We start from the raw sequence: 17,849 nt of genomic DNA, 5'->3' as shown, positions 1-17,849 counted from the left end.
ACCGCCTAATCAGGCGGTTATTAATTTTGCCGATTCATAAATTAAAAAGAAGGAAAATTCAATATTAACAGAGAATTGTAAAAATAAGAGGTGGATCAATATGAGGGGGGATTTCAATTGAAAGAGTACAAAAGTGACAAGTTGAGAAATGTCGGAATTATATCTCATGGTGGGGCTGGTAAGACAAGCCTTGTAGAGTCATTACTCTTTAATACCGGAGCAATCACTCGCATGGGTCGTGTGGATGATGGTACAACAATTGCTGATTTTGAACCTGAAGAGATCAAACGTAAAGTAACAATTAGTGCGGCTTTGGCGCCATGTGAATGGCGAGAACATAAAATAAATTTTATTGATACTCCTGGTTATGCTGATTTTATTGGCGAGGTAAAAGGTGTATTGCGAGCTGTTGATAGTACATTAGTTGTCCTGTGTGCGGCGTCTGGTGTTGAAGTAGAAACGGAAAAAGTGTGGAAATATGCTGGGGAACTGAATTTACCTAGAATTGCATTTATTAATAAAATGGACCGGGAAAATGCTGATTTTTATCGTGTGATACAAGATATGCAAGAAAAATTTGGTGCAAGTGTTTTACCAATCCAAGTGCCGATTGGATCAGAGGACAGTTTTAAGGGTATTGTTGATTTGTTAAAAATGAAGGCTATCATGCCTGCGAATAAACAAGGAAATCAATATTTAGAAAGCGATATTCCTGAAGATATGTTGGAAGCTGTTTTTGAATTACGACAAAAACTCATTGAATCAGCAGCTGAGGCTGATGATGAATTATTAGGTAAATACCTTGAGGGTGAAGAGTTATCTGATGATGAAATTAAAAAAGGTTTATTAAAAGGGATTTCTCAATCGACAATTTTCCCAGTATTGTGTGGATCTGCTTATAAAAATATTGGTAGTCAACAAATTCTGGATGCCATATTGGCCTATTTACCGTCGCCAGAAGAGAAGAGTGTCCTTGGGATGCATCCTATTTCCAAAGATTTGATCGAAAGACAAACTTCGGATGCTTTTTCAGCCATGGTCTTTAAGACGACTGCAGATCCTTTTGTTGGACGTCTGAGTTACATACGAGTTTTTTCCGGTATGATGAAACCTGATAGTCTGCTCTATAATGGATCACGAGAAAAGGCGGAGCGTGTAGGCAATCTTTTTACTTTGCGCGGCAAACATCAAGAAGCCTTAACGAAAGTGTATGCAGGTGATATTACCGTTGTGGCTAAGTTGCAAGAAACCTTAACAGGTGATTCTTTATGCGATAAGGATAAACCGATTATTTTTGAACCAATTACCTATCCAAAACCTATGTTTACTATGTGCATTGAAGCAAAGAACAAAGGGGATGAGGATAAAATAGGTAACGCTTTACATCGGTTAGTGGATGAAGATCCAACCTTTAAAGTTGTAAAAAATACTGAGACTAAACAGCTGCTCATTAGTGGAATCGGTGAAGTACACACTGATATTATGGCTGAACGTATGAAACGTAAATTTGGTGTTGATGTTGCTTTATCAAATCCTAAAGTCCCATATCGAGAAACCATTCGTGGTAGCGTTAAAGTTGAAGGTAAACATAAAAAACAAAGTGGTGGCCATGGTCAGTATGGTCATGTATGGCTGCAACTTGATCCTTTGCCAGTTGGTAAAGAATTTGAGTTTGTTGATTCAATTTTTGGAGGATCGGTGCCGCGGCAATACATTCCTGCCGTAGAAAAAGGTGTGCGTGAAGCCTTAACCGGTGGTGTTTTAGGTGGGTATCCAATGGTAGATGTTCGGGTAACTCTTTATGATGGTTCTTATCATAATGTTGATTCTTCAGAAATGGCTTTTAAAATTGCAAGTACGATGGCCTTGCGTAAAGGTGCATTACAAGCTAAACCAGCTTTATTAGAACCAATTTGTAATGTTCAAATCGATGTACCTGCTTCTTTCATGGGAGATGTAATTGCAGATTTAAATGGTAAACGTGGACGCATCCAAGGGATGGAACCGATTGGTCAGGGGCAAGGTGTGATTAAAGCTCAAGTACCTATGTCGGAAATGTTTAAGTATGCGATTGATTTACGTTCGATCACCCAAGGTCGTGGTTGTTTTGATTTAAATTTTTCTCATTATGATGAAGTACCACAACGAATTGCAGAAGTAATTATTAATTCTGCAAAGAAAGACAAAATAGAAGAACATTAAAGGTTATAAATAAAAAAAACAGTCAATCTTATTAACAAGATTGACTGTTTGTCTTTGCTTAAATGTAATGGCAGGGGTAGCTGGACTCGAACCAACGCATACGGGAGTCAAAGTCCCGTGCCTTACCAACTTGGCTATACCCCTAAAATAATGGTCGGAGCGGCAGGATTCGAACCTGCGACCCCCTGGTCCCAAGCCAGGTGCTCTACCAAGCTGAGCCACGCCCCGATCTCACAGTTGTTAATTATACAGGAATGAAATACTCTTGTCAACATAAATAAAAAACTTTTTTTATTTATTTTAATCTGTTATCATTCCTAAAGATAAGGTTGGGGTTAGCCATATCTCAAAAGTTCGCTGCCATGGCAGATAAGTCTTAATGCTTAAATCAGTGATGATAATTTTTTGCGATCCTTGAGTGCTATCGACAGTAATGGGGTGATTGGATAATCCTTCCCGCAATAACAAACGAGCCTTACTGAACATTCTTTTTTGAATCTCATAGTTAGTTTGATAATAGCGAGAAGCTAAATGATATGGATCAACATGTAAGCGTTGCAATTCTTTGTTCGTAGAAGGGTTTATTTCTTTTTGATAATATAAATCATCCAAAAAACGTGCTGTCAAAAATTCCAAATTCTGTTGGTATAATGAAAGGCGTTCAGGTAAGGATGTTTGTTTGGTCAAAGCGTAATTGAAAATGGACGCTTGGGTAATTGCAGTACCGATAGAGTTGCTTGTTGAATTCCAACCAGCGTAAGCAATAAATTTTGTAATATCGGCATGTTGTTTTATTAAGACGGGCAGGAGGGTTTCGGAAAACTGAAAATCTTCGGTTAAGTCGACTAATGCGACTTTATAATCCTGATTGAGTAGATTTTGCAATTCATGTGCTGAGGCTGAAAGTGCAGATTTATTTTTCCCTGTACCAATATGTACATATAAAATAAAATCGGCTTGTTCAGCAGTGTCAACAGGCAAACAGCCAGCGAGGTTGAGTTTTTCTTCAACTGTTTTACCAACAGTATTAGGCATAAAAGGCATTGTGATTTGCGATGCTTCAGGTGTTGAATATTTTACAAAGACACGAGGTTGAATGGTGGAGCGTTGTGTGACGATATGACCGAGCAATGTCAAAGCGACTTCATCTGTGCCGCGCGTAATAAAAACTTTATCCTTTAAGTGTGGCTTTTGCAGTAATTGATGTTGAATTTTTTCTTTACTTATATTGGGAATTCCGAAGGGCTGACCATCATCTTGTCCAATGACCAAACCGCTTATGATTCCTGCGTCAACCATATCCATTAAACGCATGTTTAACTTTGTATTTTCTTCATACATAGCTATATAATGATTGATAACAGCAGCGGGTATCTGTTTTTCTAATGCTGTTAATTTTTTAATGTCTTCGATGTTCTCAAAAGTATAAATTTGATCAATTAATATTGAATACTTTAACATATATTTTTGAAAAACTGCATTTCCCTGACTATCTGCAAGAATTAATCGGGGAATAATATTAAAAATATACATTTGCAAGTTAGGGACTTCTTGATGTATAGTTTCTAGTAGCGCTAGCACATCTTCGCGGTCAAGGGTTGTACCTGTTGAAAGTCGAGATGCAACAAGACTGCCATGAATCAGCATATCTGTTGAAATGATTGCAACATGGGTTTGTTTACTTGTTTCATATAACCAATTTCGTAAGGCTACTTTGTTCGCCGGAGTTTGATCATGATCTAATAATTCGGGTGGGGGCATCAGTAAGTTGATACCGGCCATTTCGGCAAGTTGGACAACGAATTGTGTACAGGGCGGCCGACTGTCAAGAGGCAGTAATAAAATAGTAAGCCAGTGCTGATTAAAATCCTTATAATCAATGGAAATAGGCTTTGAATGGTGTGATTTTACATTGTAGCTGTAAGATCCAATAGAAATTAAAATGAGCAAGATCATCAATAGAAATGGACTTTTGTGTGATTTGAGCATAAGACACCTCTTTAACGGAAAATGAAAATTTTTAACATGGATTGTCATTTTACGATCTAATCCAAGTTAACTACATTCGACCAGCGTTAAAAAAAACCTGTAATTTCTCATTAAAAAATATAAATGTTGTGTACTGAAAATTATGTAGTATACTATAAAATATGTTAAATATAGCATGCGCTTATAGGGGAATGTATATGAGAATAATAACTGGAAGTGCCAAAGGCACAAAATTAAAAGCACCATCTGGTCTTGAGACGAGACCAACAGCTGATCGAGTGAAAGAATCTGTATTTAATATTCTCAGTGATATCGTTGTTGATGCACGTGTATTAGATATATTTGCTGGTACAGGCAATTTGGGTCTTGAAGCTTTGAGCCGTGGTGCGAAATCAGCGGTTTTTGTTGATCATAGTCAAGAAAGTATTAATATTATCAAAGAAAATGCTCAGCATACGAAATTAGTCGGTTTTACTGAAATTTATAAAAATGATGTATTACGAGCGTTAGATCGCTTAGCTCAGTCTGAGGCTTCTTTTGATCTGCTTTTTTGTGATCCACCTTATAAAAAAGGTTTTGTACAAGCCGTACTTGAAAAAATTGATAATCAGTCAATTATGGCTGACCGTGGGATTGTCGTCATCGAACATTCACGGCATGAAGGTATCACTGATGAGTGGGAAAATTTACGACTTAAACGTACTGAAAAATATGGAGCAACATTAATTAGCTTTTTATTATATGAAGCCAAGCAGGGGGTTATATAGTGCGTATTGCAATTTGTCCAGGAAGTTTTGATCCAGTGACCAATGGTCATGTAGATGTATTTGAACGAACCAGTAAACTCTTTGATGTTTTAATTGTGGCAGTATTTCATAATCCGAACAAAAAGCCTTTGTTTGATATGGAAGAAAGAGTAGAACTCTTAAAATTGGCCACACAACATATTCCTAATGTTCGTATCGACTGTTTTTCAGGTTTACTGAATGAATATGCACGTCAGCAAAATACGAATATTATTGTGCGAGGATTGCGTGCATTGAGTGACTTTGAATATGAATTTCAACGTGCTTTATTAATTAAAAAAATTGATCCTGTTATCGAAACTGTATTTATTATGACGAGTAGTGAATATTCCTTTTTAAGTTCAAGCGGTATTAAAGAATTGGCTAAGTTCGGTGGCCCAATTACAGGGTTAGTGCCTGCATGTGTAGAAGATAGAATACATCAGCAAATGGCGAAATTTTAATATATAAAGAAAGTATTTTTTATGAAAAAGATATGGTAAATTAATACCAAGTTGGGAGAGGAATTTATGACGATTGATGGAATTTTAGATGAGTTAGAAAGTTTATTAACTGACGGTTCTCGTTTGCCTTTTACCAATAAAAGAATATTAGAAGAAGATGATGTCATTCGGTTACTTGATGAATTGAGAGAAAAGTTTCCAGATGAAGTGGCTGAAGCTGCTCAAATTGTTGCAGAACGTCAACGTATTTTAGAAAAAGCTCAAGAAGAGGCACGGAAAATTGTTGAACAAGCAAAAATGTATGCAATTAAGCTAACCGATGAAAATATCATTGCCAAGCAAGCTCAAGAACAAAGTAATGAAATTGTTATTTTGGCTAATAAAGAGGCTGCTGATCTGCGTAATGATGCGATTTCATATGCGGATAGTGTGTTTAAACATCTAGAAGGACAAATTGAAAAAACATTAGAAGTGGTACGTCAAGGTCATAATGAACTCATTCAGTCTAGAAGAAATGAAAAGAATCTCGAAGCTGCTCGTCACGGGCACAACGAACTTAATCAGTCCAGATAAGAAAAGACTTGGTTTGTGCCAAGTCCGCAGACGCAGGCAGAAACCTTAGTCGTTCTTACTTGGAATCAAGAAAGTGTAATACTTTCTGATTCCGTAAAAAATAGGGGCAGGGATTATGTTTCACATGTGAAACATAATCCCTGCCCCTATTTTTGTTGATCTAAAATGTGTATTTTTGATCCTATGACTCAAGTTTCTATCAGTGAGGATAGAATTTCTCTATATGATCATATATTAAAACCATTGCTTGTGGTTAGAAAGATGAGTGTTTTTTTATATGGCTATAGAGTTCTTTTATAATGTGTATAGCAATTGATAAAGCGATCATAATACTGAGTAGTAATAAGATTTGATACCCAACCTGCTCAAATCGTGTGATTAATGAAGTGAGGGCATTCGTATTATTTGGCGTAAGCATAACCGGAATAGTTAATAATTTAATGATGCTATGGACCGGATCAATCATCAAGATGACCGTAATTCCTGCTGCTAATAGAGCATGTAATAAACGAGCAACCATATAAGGTAACATTCTAATTCCAGATTCAATGACAATACTGGCAACCTGACCGTGGACTGAGATTCCGCTCCAAGCAATAATTCCACTCGCAATAACCACCTTCTCGATTAGTGGTGCATCGGCTTGACTGGCGGCTAAAGCACCTAGATCAATTTCAAAAAAACCGCTGACCAGAGCTGGAGCAAGGTTGGTATCAAAACCAATTAAATGTAGTAATCCGGCAAATAGGGTTGCTAACACAGCGGTTACACCAAGAACTGATAGGATTTCTAAAAATACAGAGAATAATATAATGAATCCGCCGATGAGTAAAATGGTATTCATAGAACTTTTTACTGAATCACCTAATAATTGCCCCATTGAACGTTTATCTTCCTGTTTAGCTGCGTAAAGTGCACGTAAGGCGCGAATAATAATATTGCTGCTTGTTATTTGAGGGTCCTTCGTGTACAGATCTCGTTCTCGACCGTGATAACGAAAAATTATACCGACAATAAAGCTAGATAGATAATGAGCGATGGCAATCGTTGCCCCAAGTTCGGGTATACCAAACATTCCTACAGCCACTGCACCAAACATAAAGAGGGGATCGGCTGTATTGGTAAATGACAGCAAACGCTCAGCTTCGACAGCAGTGCACAATTGGTTTTTACGAAATTTGCATGTAATGACAGCATCCATGGGATAACCAGAGGCCAATCCCATGGACATGGCGAAGGCTCCGATACCAGGTACGTTGAAAAGTGGTCGCATTAATGGTTCAAGTAGAATTCCAATAAAATGCACTACGCCCAATCCCATGAGGATTTCTGATAAAATGAAAAAAGGAAGTAGGGATGGGAAAACCACATTCCACCATAAATTTAGACCCATAATAGCTGCATCAAAAGCATCTTTAGGATATTGAACCATAGCGATTGTGATAAATACTGAACCAAAGGCCATCAAATATGCGAGTAGGCGCGATCGATAGCGTTTACTGCCAACGAATGTTCTCATATGCTAATCTCCTCCTCGACCCGGGCGATCTGTAATATGTATATTACAAAGGGGAGAATAATATAACCATATGAGATAGATAATTGTTTAAATCATAGCTAGTAAAGAAAAATACTATGGAATATAGAGAGGAGGATGACGAAAATCCCAGGCTCCTCGATTCCAATTCGATGATGGCATTCCTAGAGAGTAGATATCGCTAGCGACAGTATCGATGGATAACATTTTTTGTAATGGGGTAAGATGATGATGATCTCGCTCTTTGCTGCTGAGAAAATGTGTTGTTTTGGTAATAATAGGTATAGTACTATATTGAGTCATTTGTTTTAATAATAAACGACCTTTTTGATTGAAAGCCAATACACGAGCGTATAAAGGACCTGATTCATCAAAAACTGCAAGTTGTGATTGAGTCGTTCCGAGTAAAGAATGTGTAATAATACGTTGTAAACGAGTATAAGGATAACGTTTGCTTTTCAAAAATGTGATTAACTGGTCAATGTTAGTTGCTGCCAAAGCAGATTCGCGAAGTTTGTAGTGCAGACCTTCTGATACAGAAGGTAATTGTTCTAATTTTTCAAGAGTGGCAGTTCGCAGTTGGGCAAGTATAATCGAAGAAAAATTAGAAAAAGTAACGGGTCCACGCTGCTCGGCAAAAAGTTGTTTGATCATCTCTGCAGTCATTGTAGGCATGGCTGAGCGTATTTCATCAGTAATAGATCGATTGTTTAACAAGGCGTTTCGAATGGCTGTTGCACTGGCAAAAGGTGCGGTCATGGTGAGATCATTATAGTGAGATTGCTGCCTAGTGACGGCAATAGGGAGGAGATCAGGTGCAAATTTTTCTATTGCGCGTAAATATTCGATGGCCAAAATATTATTAGGAGAATTGAGAATGTCAGCAGAAATATGATAATTTTTTTCCACCGCGTATCCTAGAGCAGCTGCGTACGTACTGCCTGTTTGTAAGCGTAAGTGCATATCTGCTAGAATTTGTGAATCTCTGGTTGCTGTGGCAATTTTCTTTAGCTTCGTAAGATCAGCATGCTCTGCGCCAAAACAAACGTGGCTGACAATGCCTAAGGAATTTAAAAGCCTAATGCCGCCAGTTCCAAAGTACTGAGCACTCCGCAGAGCGAAAACTGTTGGTAGCTCAATCATTAAATCAACACCGCCGCGCACTGCCATTTCGGCTCTTTTCCATTTATCAAAAAAGGCTGGTTCGCCTCGTTGCACAAAGTGACCACTCATCACACCAATTGAAAAAGGACAACCTGACTGTTTTTTTGCAGCCTCCAACTGCCATTGATGACCATTGTGGAAGGGGTTATATTCTGCAATAATACCAACTGTTTGTAGCATTCATTTGTCACTCCAGTTATTAGTAAATTTTGAACATTTGAATATTTGCTTTTTCCATTTACTTTGTGAAAATCGAGAAGGAAAAAAGATGATTATGTCGAATTTTAATTTAATTGTATAGAGATATAAGAGATACAAGTAAAAGGGGGATATTATGTATGAAAGTTTTAGTTGTTAATTGTGGCAGTTCTTCTATAAAATATCAATTGTTTGAGATGAACGATGAATCGGTGTTAGCTAAAGGATTAGTTGAACGTATCGGTCTTGAAGGTTCAGTGTTAACCCATGAACCTACTGGTAAAAGTAAAACTGTGATTAATGCTGACATTAAGAATCATACGATTGGTATTGGTTTAGTATTAGAAGCATTGGTTGACGCTAATCATGGTGTTATTGCAAGTATGAGCGAAATTGATGCCATTGGTCATCGTGGTGTACATGCTGGTGAAAAATTCTCTGACTCCGTACTTGTAACGCCAAGTGTAATTTCTGCGATTGAAGAGTGCTCCGAAATGGCACCACTTCATAATCCACCAAATATTTCAGGTATTAACGCATGCTCAGAGTTAATGCCAGGTGTTCCTCAAGTTGCGGTCTTTGATACTGCATTCCATCAAACTATGCCTAAAAAAGCCTACATGTATGCGCTTCCTTATGAAGCTTATGAAAAATATGGTATTCGCCGTTATGGTTTCCATGGTACATCCCACAAATATGTATCAGAGAGAGTCGCTGAAATCATGGGTCGCGATGCCAATAATCTCAAAATTATTACATGTCATTTAGGTAATGGTTCAAGCGTTGCTGCTATCGAAAATGGAAAATGCATTGATACGAGCATGGGTTTCACTCCTCTTGAAGGATTGGTAATGGGAACTCGCTGTGGTAATATTGACCCTGCTATCATACCGTTTTTAATGAAAAAAGAAAACATGACGATGGAACAAATTGATACATACATCAACAAAAAATCAGGCGTATTAGGTATCTCTGGTGTGTCAAGTGACTTCCGTGATATTGAAAAAGCGGCTGCAGGTGGCAATGAACGGGCTCAATTAGCTCTTGATATGTTTATCTATGAAGTTGTTAAATACATTGGTAGCTATGCAGCAGCAATGAATGGTGTAGATGCTATCGTCTTTACTGCTGGCGTTGGTGAAAATGCAATTGGTATGCGTGAAGATATTACATCAGGCGTAGAATACCTAGGCACTAAAATTGATAAAGAAAAAAATAATGTTCGGGGCAAAGAACGGGAAATCAGTGTTGATGGCTCAAAAGTCAAAGTATTTGTAATTCCAACTAATGAAGAATTAGTGATTGCTCGCGATACAAAAAAAATCTGCATCAAATAAAAGGTCATTTTAATACTCATCATACATCGTTTTTTGTTCAACTACAAATCGCTGCTCGAAAATTTTATTAATTCAAGAATTTGGCGAAAGTATACCTTTTCTTGTTGACAAAATATAGAGTGATAGCTATAATAGATGAAGGTTGAGGTGGAGAATGATGAAAATTAATGTCCTACAAGCTAAGAAAGAAATTGGTAGTCAGGAAACATTTGAGTTTGTCACTTCTGCTGGGGAAATAGACCTCGAGGATGAAAGTCCTTGGACGGGTAGTGAAATAAAGGTCGATGGCGAATTAACAAATAATGGGCGAGTATTAAAGATTAAAGGCGTTATTCATGCTACAGCTAAGTATCAATGTAGCTATTGTTTAGAAGATTTTACGACTCAGATGGACATTCCTTTTGGAGACGATTATCAAGAAAACAGTAGTGAAGAAGTTGATGAAGAAGCTGATTTAGCTTATTATAATGGTGATGAAATTGATATTGCCGATTTAGTGCGTGAAAGCATAATATTAGCCGAACCTTTGAAAATTGTATGCAGTAAAAGTTGTCGTGGATTATGCCCACAATGTGGTATTAATTTGAATACGGCAAAATGTTCCTGTAGTGATGATGTAATTGACCCAAGACTTGCAGTTTTGAGTCAACTTTTAAAGTAGATTATGGTCATCATGGTTGAAATCCTGTTAAGGAGGTGTGTAATAATATGGCAGTACCTAAGCGCAAAACGTCTAAAGCTCGTCGTGATAAACGTCGTGCTAATTGGAAATTAACCGTTCCTGGTTTGATTGCATGTCCACAATGTCACGAACTGAAAATGCCTCATCGAGTATGTCCTGAGTGTGGTAATTATAACGGTAAGGTAGTTATAAAAGCAAAAGCAGAATAAGATTTTTAAAAATGAGCAAGATAAGAGTTAATTTAACTTTTTTCTTGCTCATTGTTTTTTCTTGCATTTTTAATAGTAACTGGTTATAATACTAAGTACTAAGTGTTAACAATATAAGAAATAAAATTAGGTGATATTAGATTGCGAATTCAGAAAAAAGTACGCCAAACAACACTTCAAGAAAAATTACAATCGAGTCCTTTTCTGACTGATGGAGAATTGGCCGTATTACTTAATGTAAGTGTGCAAACGATTCGTTTGGATCGCTTAGAGTTAGGTATACCTGAATTGCGCGGCCGCACTAAACAGATGGCAGAAAGTGCTCAGGATAAATTAAAAGCTATCGCTAGCGGTGAAATTATTGGTGAACTCATTGATTTGGAGCTAGGTGTGCAGGGGATTTCTGTCATGATGATTACCCCTGATATGGTTTTTGAAAAAACCAAAATTGCGCGCGGACATTATGTGTTTTCACAGGCCAACTCATTGGCTCTTGCTGTGATTGATGCTCCGACGGCACTCACTGGTGTAGCGAACGTAAAATATAAAAGCCCTGTTCATGTTGGTGAAAAATTAGTAGCTAAAGCTGAGGTCATGCGGACACGTGGTAATAAATATTTTATTTGGGTGAAAACTCGCAATGAAAAACAAGAAGTATTTCGAGCGAAATTTATTATGGTCTCATTGGAACCATGGAATGGAGAGAATGAATGAAGGTTGCCGTTGATGCCATGGGCAGTGATTATGCACCAAAAGAAATTGTACTCGGCGCCATACAAGCTGTTAAAGAGTATGGATGCGAAGTTGTTTTAGTTGGCGATGAAATTCAAATAAAGCAAGTTTTAGATCACGTTGGAAATTGGCAAGATCTTAAGATTAGCATTTGTCATGCCAGTGAAACAATTGAAATGCATGAACATCCAAGTGTAGCTGCACGCAAGAAAAAAGATGCATCAATCGTTGTCGCAACACGATTGGTCAAAGAGGGTATTTGTGATGCTGTCGTGTCGGCAGGTAGTACAGGAGCAGCTGTCGCAGCTGCATTATTTGGACTCGGACGAATTAAAGGTGTTGAACGCCCGACAATTGCAACTCCGATCCCTAATTTGACTGGAACAACAGTTTTATTAGACTCCGGTGCTAATGTTGACAGTAAACCAAGACATCTAGTGCAAAGTGCAGTCATGGGTTCTATTTATGCAGAATACATTTTGAATATTAACCATCCTCGTGTTGGATTATTAAATATAGGTGAAGAAGAAACCAAAGGTAATGAACAGTCCTTGGCTACATATCCCTTACTGCAAAAATTACAAACTATCAATTTTATTGGCAACGTTGAAGGACGAGATATTCCAAGAGGGACAGTTGACGTTGTAGTTTGTGATGGATTTGTTGGCAATGTGGTATTGAAATTAGGTGAAGGACTGAGTAGTGTGATTATGCAATTGGTCAAAGAAGCTGTCAAAAGCAGTGGTATCTTAACCAAGCTTGCATCTCTGATTGTTCTGCCGGCATTAAAAAGCTTAAAAAATAAACTTGATTATGCCGAATATGGTGGAGCGCCATTGCTCGGAGTTGATGGATGCTTTATTATTTGTCATGGCAGTTCAAAAGCCAAGGCGATTAAAAATGCCATCCGTGTTGCAAATGAATTTACACAAAATAGAGTTGTTGAACATATACGCGAAAATATCGCGCAAGAAGGAGTTGTTACGAGTGCAGGAGAAGAATAAATCCGTAGGTATTATTGGTATTGGTAGTTATGTTCCAGATAAAATCATTACCAATAAAGATCTGGAAAAAATTGTAGAAACATCTGATGAGTGGATTGTAGATCGTACAGGTATTAAAGAACGTCGAGTGGTTGAACCCAATATCACGACCTCAGATTTAGCTGCCTATGCTGCTGAAAAAGCGTTATGTGATGCTGGCGTAACTGCCGATGACATTGATCTGATTATTGTGGCCACTGCTACGCCGGATATGCTTTTCCCTTCGACAGCTTGCCTAGTGCAAGATAAAATAAAAGCCAGTAAAGCTGCAGCTTTTGACTTATCAGCAGGTTGCTCTGGTTTTGCCTATGGTTTGGTTGTTGGTAGCCAGTTTATACAAACTGGTTTATATAAAAAAGTATTGGTGATTGGTGCAGAAACTCTTTCGAAAATTCTGGATTGGACTGATCGTAATACTTGTGTACTATTTGGTGATGGTGCAGGAGCTGTTGTTCTGGGAGAAGTTCCAGCAGGTTATGGTATTTTGGGTGTTGATCTTGGTGCTGATGGATCAGGAGGGGAACTTCTGAAAATTCCTGCAGGTGGCTCGCGTCAACCAGCTACAGTCGAAAGTGTTACTGCACGTCAGCATTTTCTACAAATGAGTGGTAGTGATGTATTTAAATTTGCCATTAAAGTGATGGGGGAAGCTGCAATAAAAGCATTAGACAATGCAGGATTATCTAATGAAGATATTGATTGTCTCATTCCGCATCAAGCGAATAATCGTATCATTCAATCGGCTGCCAAACGGCTCAAGGTGCCAATGGAAAAAGTCGTTGTAAATGTTGATAAATATGGCAATACTTCCGCAGCGTCCATTCCTCTTGCAATGGATGAAGCAATAAAAAATGATAAACTCCAAAATGGCGATATCGTAGTTTTGGTAGGCTTTGGTGCAGGACTGACTTGGGCATCTTGTGTCATGAAATGGTACAAGGAGGGCAAAAGTATTGTTTAAAAGTAAACTTTGCAGTATATTAAATATCAAATATCCAATTATACAAGGTGGTATGGCTTGGGTTGCGACAGCAGAACTAGCTGCTGCTGTTTCGAATGCAGGTGGATTAGGGCTTATTGGCGCTGGTCATATGCCGCCAGATGTTTTACGTACGGAAATTCAAAAAGCAAAAACTTTGACTAATAAAGTTTTTGGTGTTAATATCATGCTTATGTCTCCTTTTGTTAAAGAGGTCATGCAAGTCGTAATTGATGAAAAAGTAGCTGTGATTACGACAGGCGCTGGTAATCCTGGTGAATATATACCAGCATTAAAAGAAATTGGAACTAAAATTATTCCTGTTGTTGCATCGGTTGCATTAGCGAAAAGGCTAGAACGAATTGGCGTAGATGCCATTATTGCTGAAGGTCAGGAAAGTGGCGGACATATTGGTGAGATTTCTACCATGTCCTTAATCCCTCAGATTGCTGATGCTGTAAGTATTCCTGTCATTGCGGCAGGCGGAATTGCTGATTCGCGAGGTTTTGTAGCGGCATTGGCTTTAGGTGCACAAGGTGTTCAGATTGGAACACGTTTTGTTGCATCACTGGAATGTATTGCTCATGACAATTATAAAACAGCCGTTTTGAAAGCTAAAGATCGTTCAACTGTTGTGACTGGTATTGCTACTGGTCATCCAGTAAGGGTCATCACCAATAAATTTACTCGTGATTATGAAGCAATGGAAAAAAATGGTGCATCTCCTGAAGAACTTGAAGGTATGGGTGCAGGTAAACTACGCATTGCAGTTCGTGAAGGTGACGTCGATAATGGTTCCGTTATGATTGGTCAGATTGCAGGGATGATTAAAAATATTAAATCAGTTGATGATATCATTCAAGATATTATGAGAGATATACCAACAGTATTAAATGGGATTAATGAGAATCTCTAATTTAACTTATATAGGTAAAGGGAAGGTAGAATATGAAAGAAATAGCTTTTATTTTTCCAGGTCAAGGATCGCAAACCGTCGGCATGGGAAAAGAATTATATGAGCGTTTTCCTGTGGCAAAAGCTGTATTTGATGCAGCCGACGCAGCCTTAGGTTTTTCTATCACGGATTTATGTTTTAATGGTCCTGAAGAGGAACTGCGTAAGACTTTTAATACTCAACCAGCAATTTTAACAGTGAGTATCGCTTGTTATGAAGTATTAAAAGAGCATGGTATCGTGCCTAATATTGTAGCTGGACACAGCCTAGGTGAATATTCAGCTTTAGTTGCAGCAGGTGCTTTATCTTTTAGTGATGCCGTGCAATTAGTACGTAAACGTGGTCAATTCATGCAAGATGCTGTTCCGCTTGGTGAAGGCAGTATGGCTGCAGTACTCGGTTTAGATCGTCAGACTGTTGTTGAAGTTTGCCAGAAAGCTGAAGAAGAATTTGGTGCAGTACAAGCAGTTAATTTTAATTGCCCTGGTCAAATTGTGATTGCTGGTAAAAAAGAAGCAGTGGAAAAAGCTGCCGAAATGCTCAAAGCCGCAGGTGCGAAACGCGCTATTATGTTGCCTGTCAGTGCTCCTTTTCATAGCACTCTTATGAAACCGGCAGCAGAAAGATTAGAAGTTGAATTAGCAAAGATCACTGTGAATGATGCTCTTATTCCAGTTGTAGCTAATATCAATGGTGAAATCATTACGAATGGTCAGGAAATTAAAGTATCATTGGTTAAGCAAGCTGACAGTCCTGTGGAATGGGAAGATTGCATGGCTGAAATTATAAAACATGGTGCAAAGACACTTGTTGAAGTTGGACCTGGTAAAGTTTTATCGGCTCTAGCCAAGAAAATTACTAAAGAATGTGATATTACAAATGTGGAAGATCTTGCTTCTTTAGAAAAAAACCTTGATTATTTCAAGGAGGTTAATTAAAATGCTCTTAGATGGAAAAGTTGCAATCGTAACAGGTGCTTCTCGTGGAATTGGACGTTCAGTGGCAATTTCTTTAGCAAAAGCTGGTGCAAAAGTAGTGATTAACTATGCTGGTAACCTAGCTGCGGCTGAAGAAGTTAAAACTACAATTGAAACAGCTGGTGGAGAAGCGATCATTGTACAAGCTGATGTAGCAAATGAAGAGGCTGTAGCAGCTCTCGTCAAACAAACTACGGAAACTTTTGGACGAATTGACATTTTAGTCAACAATGCAGGCATTACTCGTGATAATTTATTAATGCGCATGAAAGAAGGAGATTGGGATGCTGTCATGAATACCAATCTAAAAGGAATTTTTATGTGTACAAAAGCAGTATCACGTGTCATGATGAAACAAAAATGTGGTAAGATTATTAATATGACGTCTGTTGTTGGTTTAACTGGGAACGCTGGTCAATCGAATTACTCTGCTGCTAAAGCTGGTGTCATTGGATTCACAAAATCCATGGCCAAAGAATTAGCTTCAAGAGGTATTACTGTGAATGCCATTGCCCCAGGATTTATTGATACAGATATGACTTCTGTTTTATCAGAACAAATTAAAGAAAATTTAGTGTCTGAAATACCTGTAGGACGATTAGGGAGTCCTGATGATGTCGCAGCTGCAGTTGTATTCTTAGTTTCTGATTTAGCAAATTATATTACTGGCCAGACTTTAAATGTTGACGGCGGTATGGTAATGTAAAGAAATACACTATTGAAAGGAGGTGATATCGTGACAACTTTTGAAAAAGTTAAACAAATTTCAGTAGAACAACTTGGTGTTGAGGAAGCTGATGTGACTATGGATTCAACTTTTATCGATGATTTAGGTGCTGATTCTCTTGATATTGTTGAATTAATTATGGCATTTGAAGAGGAATTCAGCATTGAAATTCCTGATGAAGTGGCTGAAAAAATGAAAGCTGTAAAAGATGCTGTAGAATACATAGAAAAAGAAAAGCAAGCTTAATTCTTTTTGTGTTCAAAAGAAGAAAGTCCCGTGAAATTATGTTTTTTCGCGGGACTTTCTTAAAAGATAATGTGCTAGCGAATGGAGGAATTGTAACTTGAAACTTCCAGAACTTAAAATAGGTAATCTGGTGGCCGCTATACCCATTATACAAGGTGGGATGGCAATACGAATTTCTACAGCAAAATTAGCGGCGGCTGTAGGCGAAGCCGGTGGTATTGGACTCATTGCTGCTTCTGGTATGAGTTTTGACGAATTGCGTAATGAAATTCGATTAGCTCGTTCTTTAACCAAAGGTATTATCGGAATCAATATAATGGTTGCAGCGAGAGAGTTTTCAGGTATTGTAAAAACAGCCATTGAAGAAGGTATTGATTTAGTTGTTGCTGGTGCAGGTTTCTCTCGGGATGTATTTGCATTAGGAAAAGAATCTGGCACACCAATCGTGCCAATTGTATCATCTGCAAAACTTGCTAAGATTTCTGAAAAATTAGGAGCTGCCGCGATCATCGTTGAAGGTAAAGAAGCTGGCGGACATTTAGGTACTGATCAAGCGCTTCATTCCATACTTCCTGAGATTGTTAATGCAGTCAAAATTCCTGTTATTGGTGCTGGTGGTGTGATGAGCGGTCATGATATCGTAGAAACATTGAAACTTGGTGCAAGTGGAGTTCAAATGGGAACTCGATTTGCTGCTAGTCTCGAATCAAATGCAGCCCCGGCCTTAAAAGAATTTTATTTAAAAGCCAGACCAGAAGATATTGTTCTCATTGACAGTCCTGTAGGACTACCTGGTCGTGCGCTAAATAACCCATTTGCAGAGAAAATTATTGGAAGTACTGCACCTACCCCTGAAACCTGTGATGCCTGCCTAAAACACTGCAAAAAGAATTTTTGCATAATTAAGGCATTAATTCGTGCTCAGCAAGGTGATGTGGAAACAGGATTAGTCTTTACTGGTGAGTACATTCATAAAATAGATGAAATACTATCGGTTAAGGAAATTTTCAATCGACTTCTCGCAGAAGTTGAAACTATAAATTAAATTAA

Annotated in this window: 18 protein-coding genes and 2 tRNA genes; 15 read left to right on the top strand and 5 right to left on the bottom strand. The window is 38.1% G+C overall.

The annotated features are described in order from the left end of the window. Window positions 1-117: 117 nt before the first annotated feature. On the top strand, window positions 118-2,202 hold the full coding sequence (gene fusA / locus ACAN52_RS13750; RefSeq protein ID WP_378955473.1) for an elongation factor G: 2,085 nt from the start codon (window positions 118-120) through the stop codon (window positions 2,200-2,202). 68 nt (window positions 2,203-2,270) lie between these two features. On the opposite strand, the gene ACAN52_RS13745 is transcribed toward fusA, so the two are convergent. The 3 genes from ACAN52_RS13745 to ACAN52_RS13735 all read right to left on the bottom strand — a co-directional run bounded on the left by ACAN52_RS13745 (window position 2,271) and on the right by ACAN52_RS13735 (window position 4,191). Further along, a tRNA-Gln gene (locus ACAN52_RS13745) sits at window positions 2,271-2,346 on the bottom strand. A gap of 7 nt (window positions 2,347-2,353) precedes the next feature. Then, window positions 2,354-2,430, bottom strand: a tRNA-Pro gene (locus tag ACAN52_RS13740). Between the two features lie 72 nt (window positions 2,431-2,502). Further along, window positions 2,503-4,191, bottom strand: coding sequence for a DUF4127 family protein (locus ACAN52_RS13735; RefSeq protein ID WP_378955472.1), 1,689 nt, complete (start codon window positions 4,189-4,191; stop codon window positions 2,503-2,505). Between the two features lie 197 nt (window positions 4,192-4,388). Here ACAN52_RS13735 and rsmD point away from each other — a divergent pair, with 197 nt between their 5' ends. The 3 genes from rsmD (at window position 4,389) to ACAN52_RS13720 (ending at window position 6,013) form a co-directional block, all read left to right on the top strand. Further along, window positions 4,389-4,958: a 16S rRNA (guanine(966)-N(2))-methyltransferase RsmD gene (gene rsmD / locus ACAN52_RS13730; RefSeq protein WP_378955471.1), complete on the top strand. Its 570-nt coding sequence runs from the start codon at window positions 4,389-4,391 to the stop codon at window positions 4,956-4,958. Further along, window positions 4,958-5,440, top strand: coding sequence for a pantetheine-phosphate adenylyltransferase (coaD, locus tag ACAN52_RS13725; RefSeq protein WP_378955470.1), 483 nt, complete (start codon window positions 4,958-4,960; stop codon window positions 5,438-5,440). The genes rsmD and coaD overlap by 1 nt, the downstream gene beginning before the upstream one ends. A gap of 66 nt (window positions 5,441-5,506) precedes the next feature. Next, entirely contained in the window at window positions 5,507-6,013 is a 507-nt protein-coding gene (locus tag ACAN52_RS13720) for an ATPase (protein WP_378955469.1), read from the top strand. Between the two features lie 253 nt (window positions 6,014-6,266). On the opposite strand, the gene ylbJ is transcribed toward ACAN52_RS13720, so the two are convergent. Beyond that, complete coding sequence (gene ylbJ, locus ACAN52_RS13715) at window positions 6,267-7,532, bottom strand: sporulation integral membrane protein YlbJ (protein ID WP_378955468.1); 1,266 nt, start codon at window positions 7,530-7,532, stop codon at window positions 6,267-6,269. A 114-nt stretch (window positions 7,533-7,646) separates the two neighbouring features. Further along, a complete protein-coding gene (locus ACAN52_RS13710; protein ID WP_378955467.1) occupies window positions 7,647-8,894 on the bottom strand; it encodes a nucleotidyltransferase in 1,248 nt (415 codons plus the stop codon). A gap of 158 nt (window positions 8,895-9,052) precedes the next feature. Here ACAN52_RS13710 and ACAN52_RS13705 point away from each other — a divergent pair, with 158 nt between their 5' ends. From ACAN52_RS13705 to ACAN52_RS13655, 11 genes are all read left to right on the top strand, one after another. Continuing rightward, entirely contained in the window at window positions 9,053-10,249 is a 1,197-nt protein-coding gene (locus ACAN52_RS13705) for an acetate/propionate family kinase (protein ID WP_378955466.1), read from the top strand. Between the two features lie 154 nt (window positions 10,250-10,403). Further along, window positions 10,404-10,910 carry a YceD family protein gene (locus tag ACAN52_RS13700; protein ID WP_378955465.1) on the top strand — a complete coding sequence of 169 codons (507 nt, stop codon included), beginning with the start codon at window positions 10,404-10,406 and terminating at the stop codon, window positions 10,908-10,910. Between the two features lie 47 nt (window positions 10,911-10,957). After that, on the top strand, window positions 10,958-11,140 hold the full coding sequence (rpmF, locus tag ACAN52_RS13695) for a 50S ribosomal protein L32 (protein WP_378955463.1): 183 nt from the start codon (window positions 10,958-10,960) through the stop codon (window positions 11,138-11,140). 135 nt (window positions 11,141-11,275) lie between these two features. Next, a complete protein-coding gene (gene fapR / locus ACAN52_RS13690) occupies window positions 11,276-11,854 on the top strand; it encodes a transcription factor FapR (protein WP_378955642.1) in 579 nt (192 codons plus the stop codon). Next, the gene (plsX, locus tag ACAN52_RS13685) at window positions 11,851-12,876 is read left to right on the top strand and encodes a phosphate acyltransferase PlsX (RefSeq protein WP_378955462.1); all 1,026 of its coding nucleotides are present in this window, start codon (window positions 11,851-11,853) and stop codon (window positions 12,874-12,876) included. Before fapR ends, plsX begins: the two co-directional genes overlap by 4 nt. Continuing rightward, entirely contained in the window at window positions 12,860-13,876 is a 1,017-nt protein-coding gene (locus tag ACAN52_RS13680) for a beta-ketoacyl-ACP synthase III (RefSeq protein WP_378955461.1), read from the top strand. The genes plsX and ACAN52_RS13680 overlap by 17 nt, the downstream gene beginning before the upstream one ends. Then, window positions 13,869-14,810, top strand: coding sequence for an enoyl-[acyl-carrier-protein] reductase FabK (gene fabK, locus ACAN52_RS13675; protein ID WP_378955460.1), 942 nt, complete (start codon window positions 13,869-13,871; stop codon window positions 14,808-14,810). Before ACAN52_RS13680 ends, fabK begins: the two co-directional genes overlap by 8 nt. 32 nt (window positions 14,811-14,842) lie before the next feature. Next, window positions 14,843-15,787, top strand: a complete 945-nt coding sequence (gene fabD, locus ACAN52_RS13670) for an ACP S-malonyltransferase (RefSeq protein ID WP_378955459.1) — start codon at window positions 14,843-14,845, stop codon at window positions 15,785-15,787. A 1-nt stretch (window position 15,788) separates the two neighbouring features. Beyond that, on the top strand, window positions 15,789-16,532 hold the full coding sequence (fabG, locus tag ACAN52_RS13665) for a 3-oxoacyl-[acyl-carrier-protein] reductase (protein ID WP_378955458.1): 744 nt from the start codon (window positions 15,789-15,791) through the stop codon (window positions 16,530-16,532). Between the two features lie 30 nt (window positions 16,533-16,562). Beyond that, complete coding sequence (locus ACAN52_RS13660; RefSeq protein ID WP_378955456.1) at window positions 16,563-16,799, top strand: acyl carrier protein; 237 nt, start codon at window positions 16,563-16,565, stop codon at window positions 16,797-16,799. 97 nt (window positions 16,800-16,896) lie between these two features. Beyond that, window positions 16,897-17,844, top strand: coding sequence for an NAD(P)H-dependent flavin oxidoreductase (locus ACAN52_RS13655; RefSeq protein WP_378955455.1), 948 nt, complete (start codon window positions 16,897-16,899; stop codon window positions 17,842-17,844). The last annotated feature ends 5 nt before the right edge of the window (window positions 17,845-17,849 follow it).

The organism is Pelosinus sp. sgz500959 (assembly GCF_042610375.1).
Taxonomy (GTDB): domain Bacteria; phylum Bacillota; class Negativicutes; order DSM-13327; family DSM-13327; genus CTSoil-075.
The sequence above is the reverse complement of the archived record's forward strand: the minus strand, read 5'-3'. Positions and strand labels throughout refer to the sequence as shown.

What these genes read in the sequence shown, in the direction of transcription:
- ACAN52_RS13735 (WP_378955472.1), bottom strand. Translation starts at nt 4,191, where the DNA reads ATGCTCAAATCACACAAAAGTCCATTTCTATTGATGATCTTGCTCATT.
- rsmD (WP_378955471.1), top strand. Translation starts at nt 4,389, where the DNA reads ATGAGAATAATAACTGGAAGTGCCAAAGGCACAAAATTAAAAGCACCA.
- ACAN52_RS13720 (WP_378955469.1), top strand. Translation starts at nt 5,507, where the DNA reads ATGACGATTGATGGAATTTTAGATGAGTTAGAAAGTTTATTAACTGAC.
- ylbJ (WP_378955468.1), bottom strand. Translation starts at nt 7,532, where the DNA reads ATGAGAACATTCGTTGGCAGTAAACGCTATCGATCGCGCCTACTCGCA.
- ACAN52_RS13710 (WP_378955467.1), bottom strand. Translation starts at nt 8,894, where the DNA reads ATGCTACAAACAGTTGGTATTATTGCAGAATATAACCCCTTCCACAAT.
- ACAN52_RS13705 (WP_378955466.1), top strand. Translation starts at nt 9,053, where the DNA reads ATGAAAGTTTTAGTTGTTAATTGTGGCAGTTCTTCTATAAAATATCAA.
- ACAN52_RS13700 (WP_378955465.1), top strand. Translation starts at nt 10,404, where the DNA reads ATGATGAAAATTAATGTCCTACAAGCTAAGAAAGAAATTGGTAGTCAG.
- rpmF (WP_378955463.1), top strand. Translation starts at nt 10,958, where the DNA reads ATGGCAGTACCTAAGCGCAAAACGTCTAAAGCTCGTCGTGATAAACGT.
- plsX (WP_378955462.1), top strand. Translation starts at nt 11,851, where the DNA reads ATGAAGGTTGCCGTTGATGCCATGGGCAGTGATTATGCACCAAAAGAA.
- fabD (WP_378955459.1), top strand. Translation starts at nt 14,843, where the DNA reads ATGAAAGAAATAGCTTTTATTTTTCCAGGTCAAGGATCGCAAACCGTC.
- fabG (WP_378955458.1), top strand. Translation starts at nt 15,789, where the DNA reads ATGCTCTTAGATGGAAAAGTTGCAATCGTAACAGGTGCTTCTCGTGGA.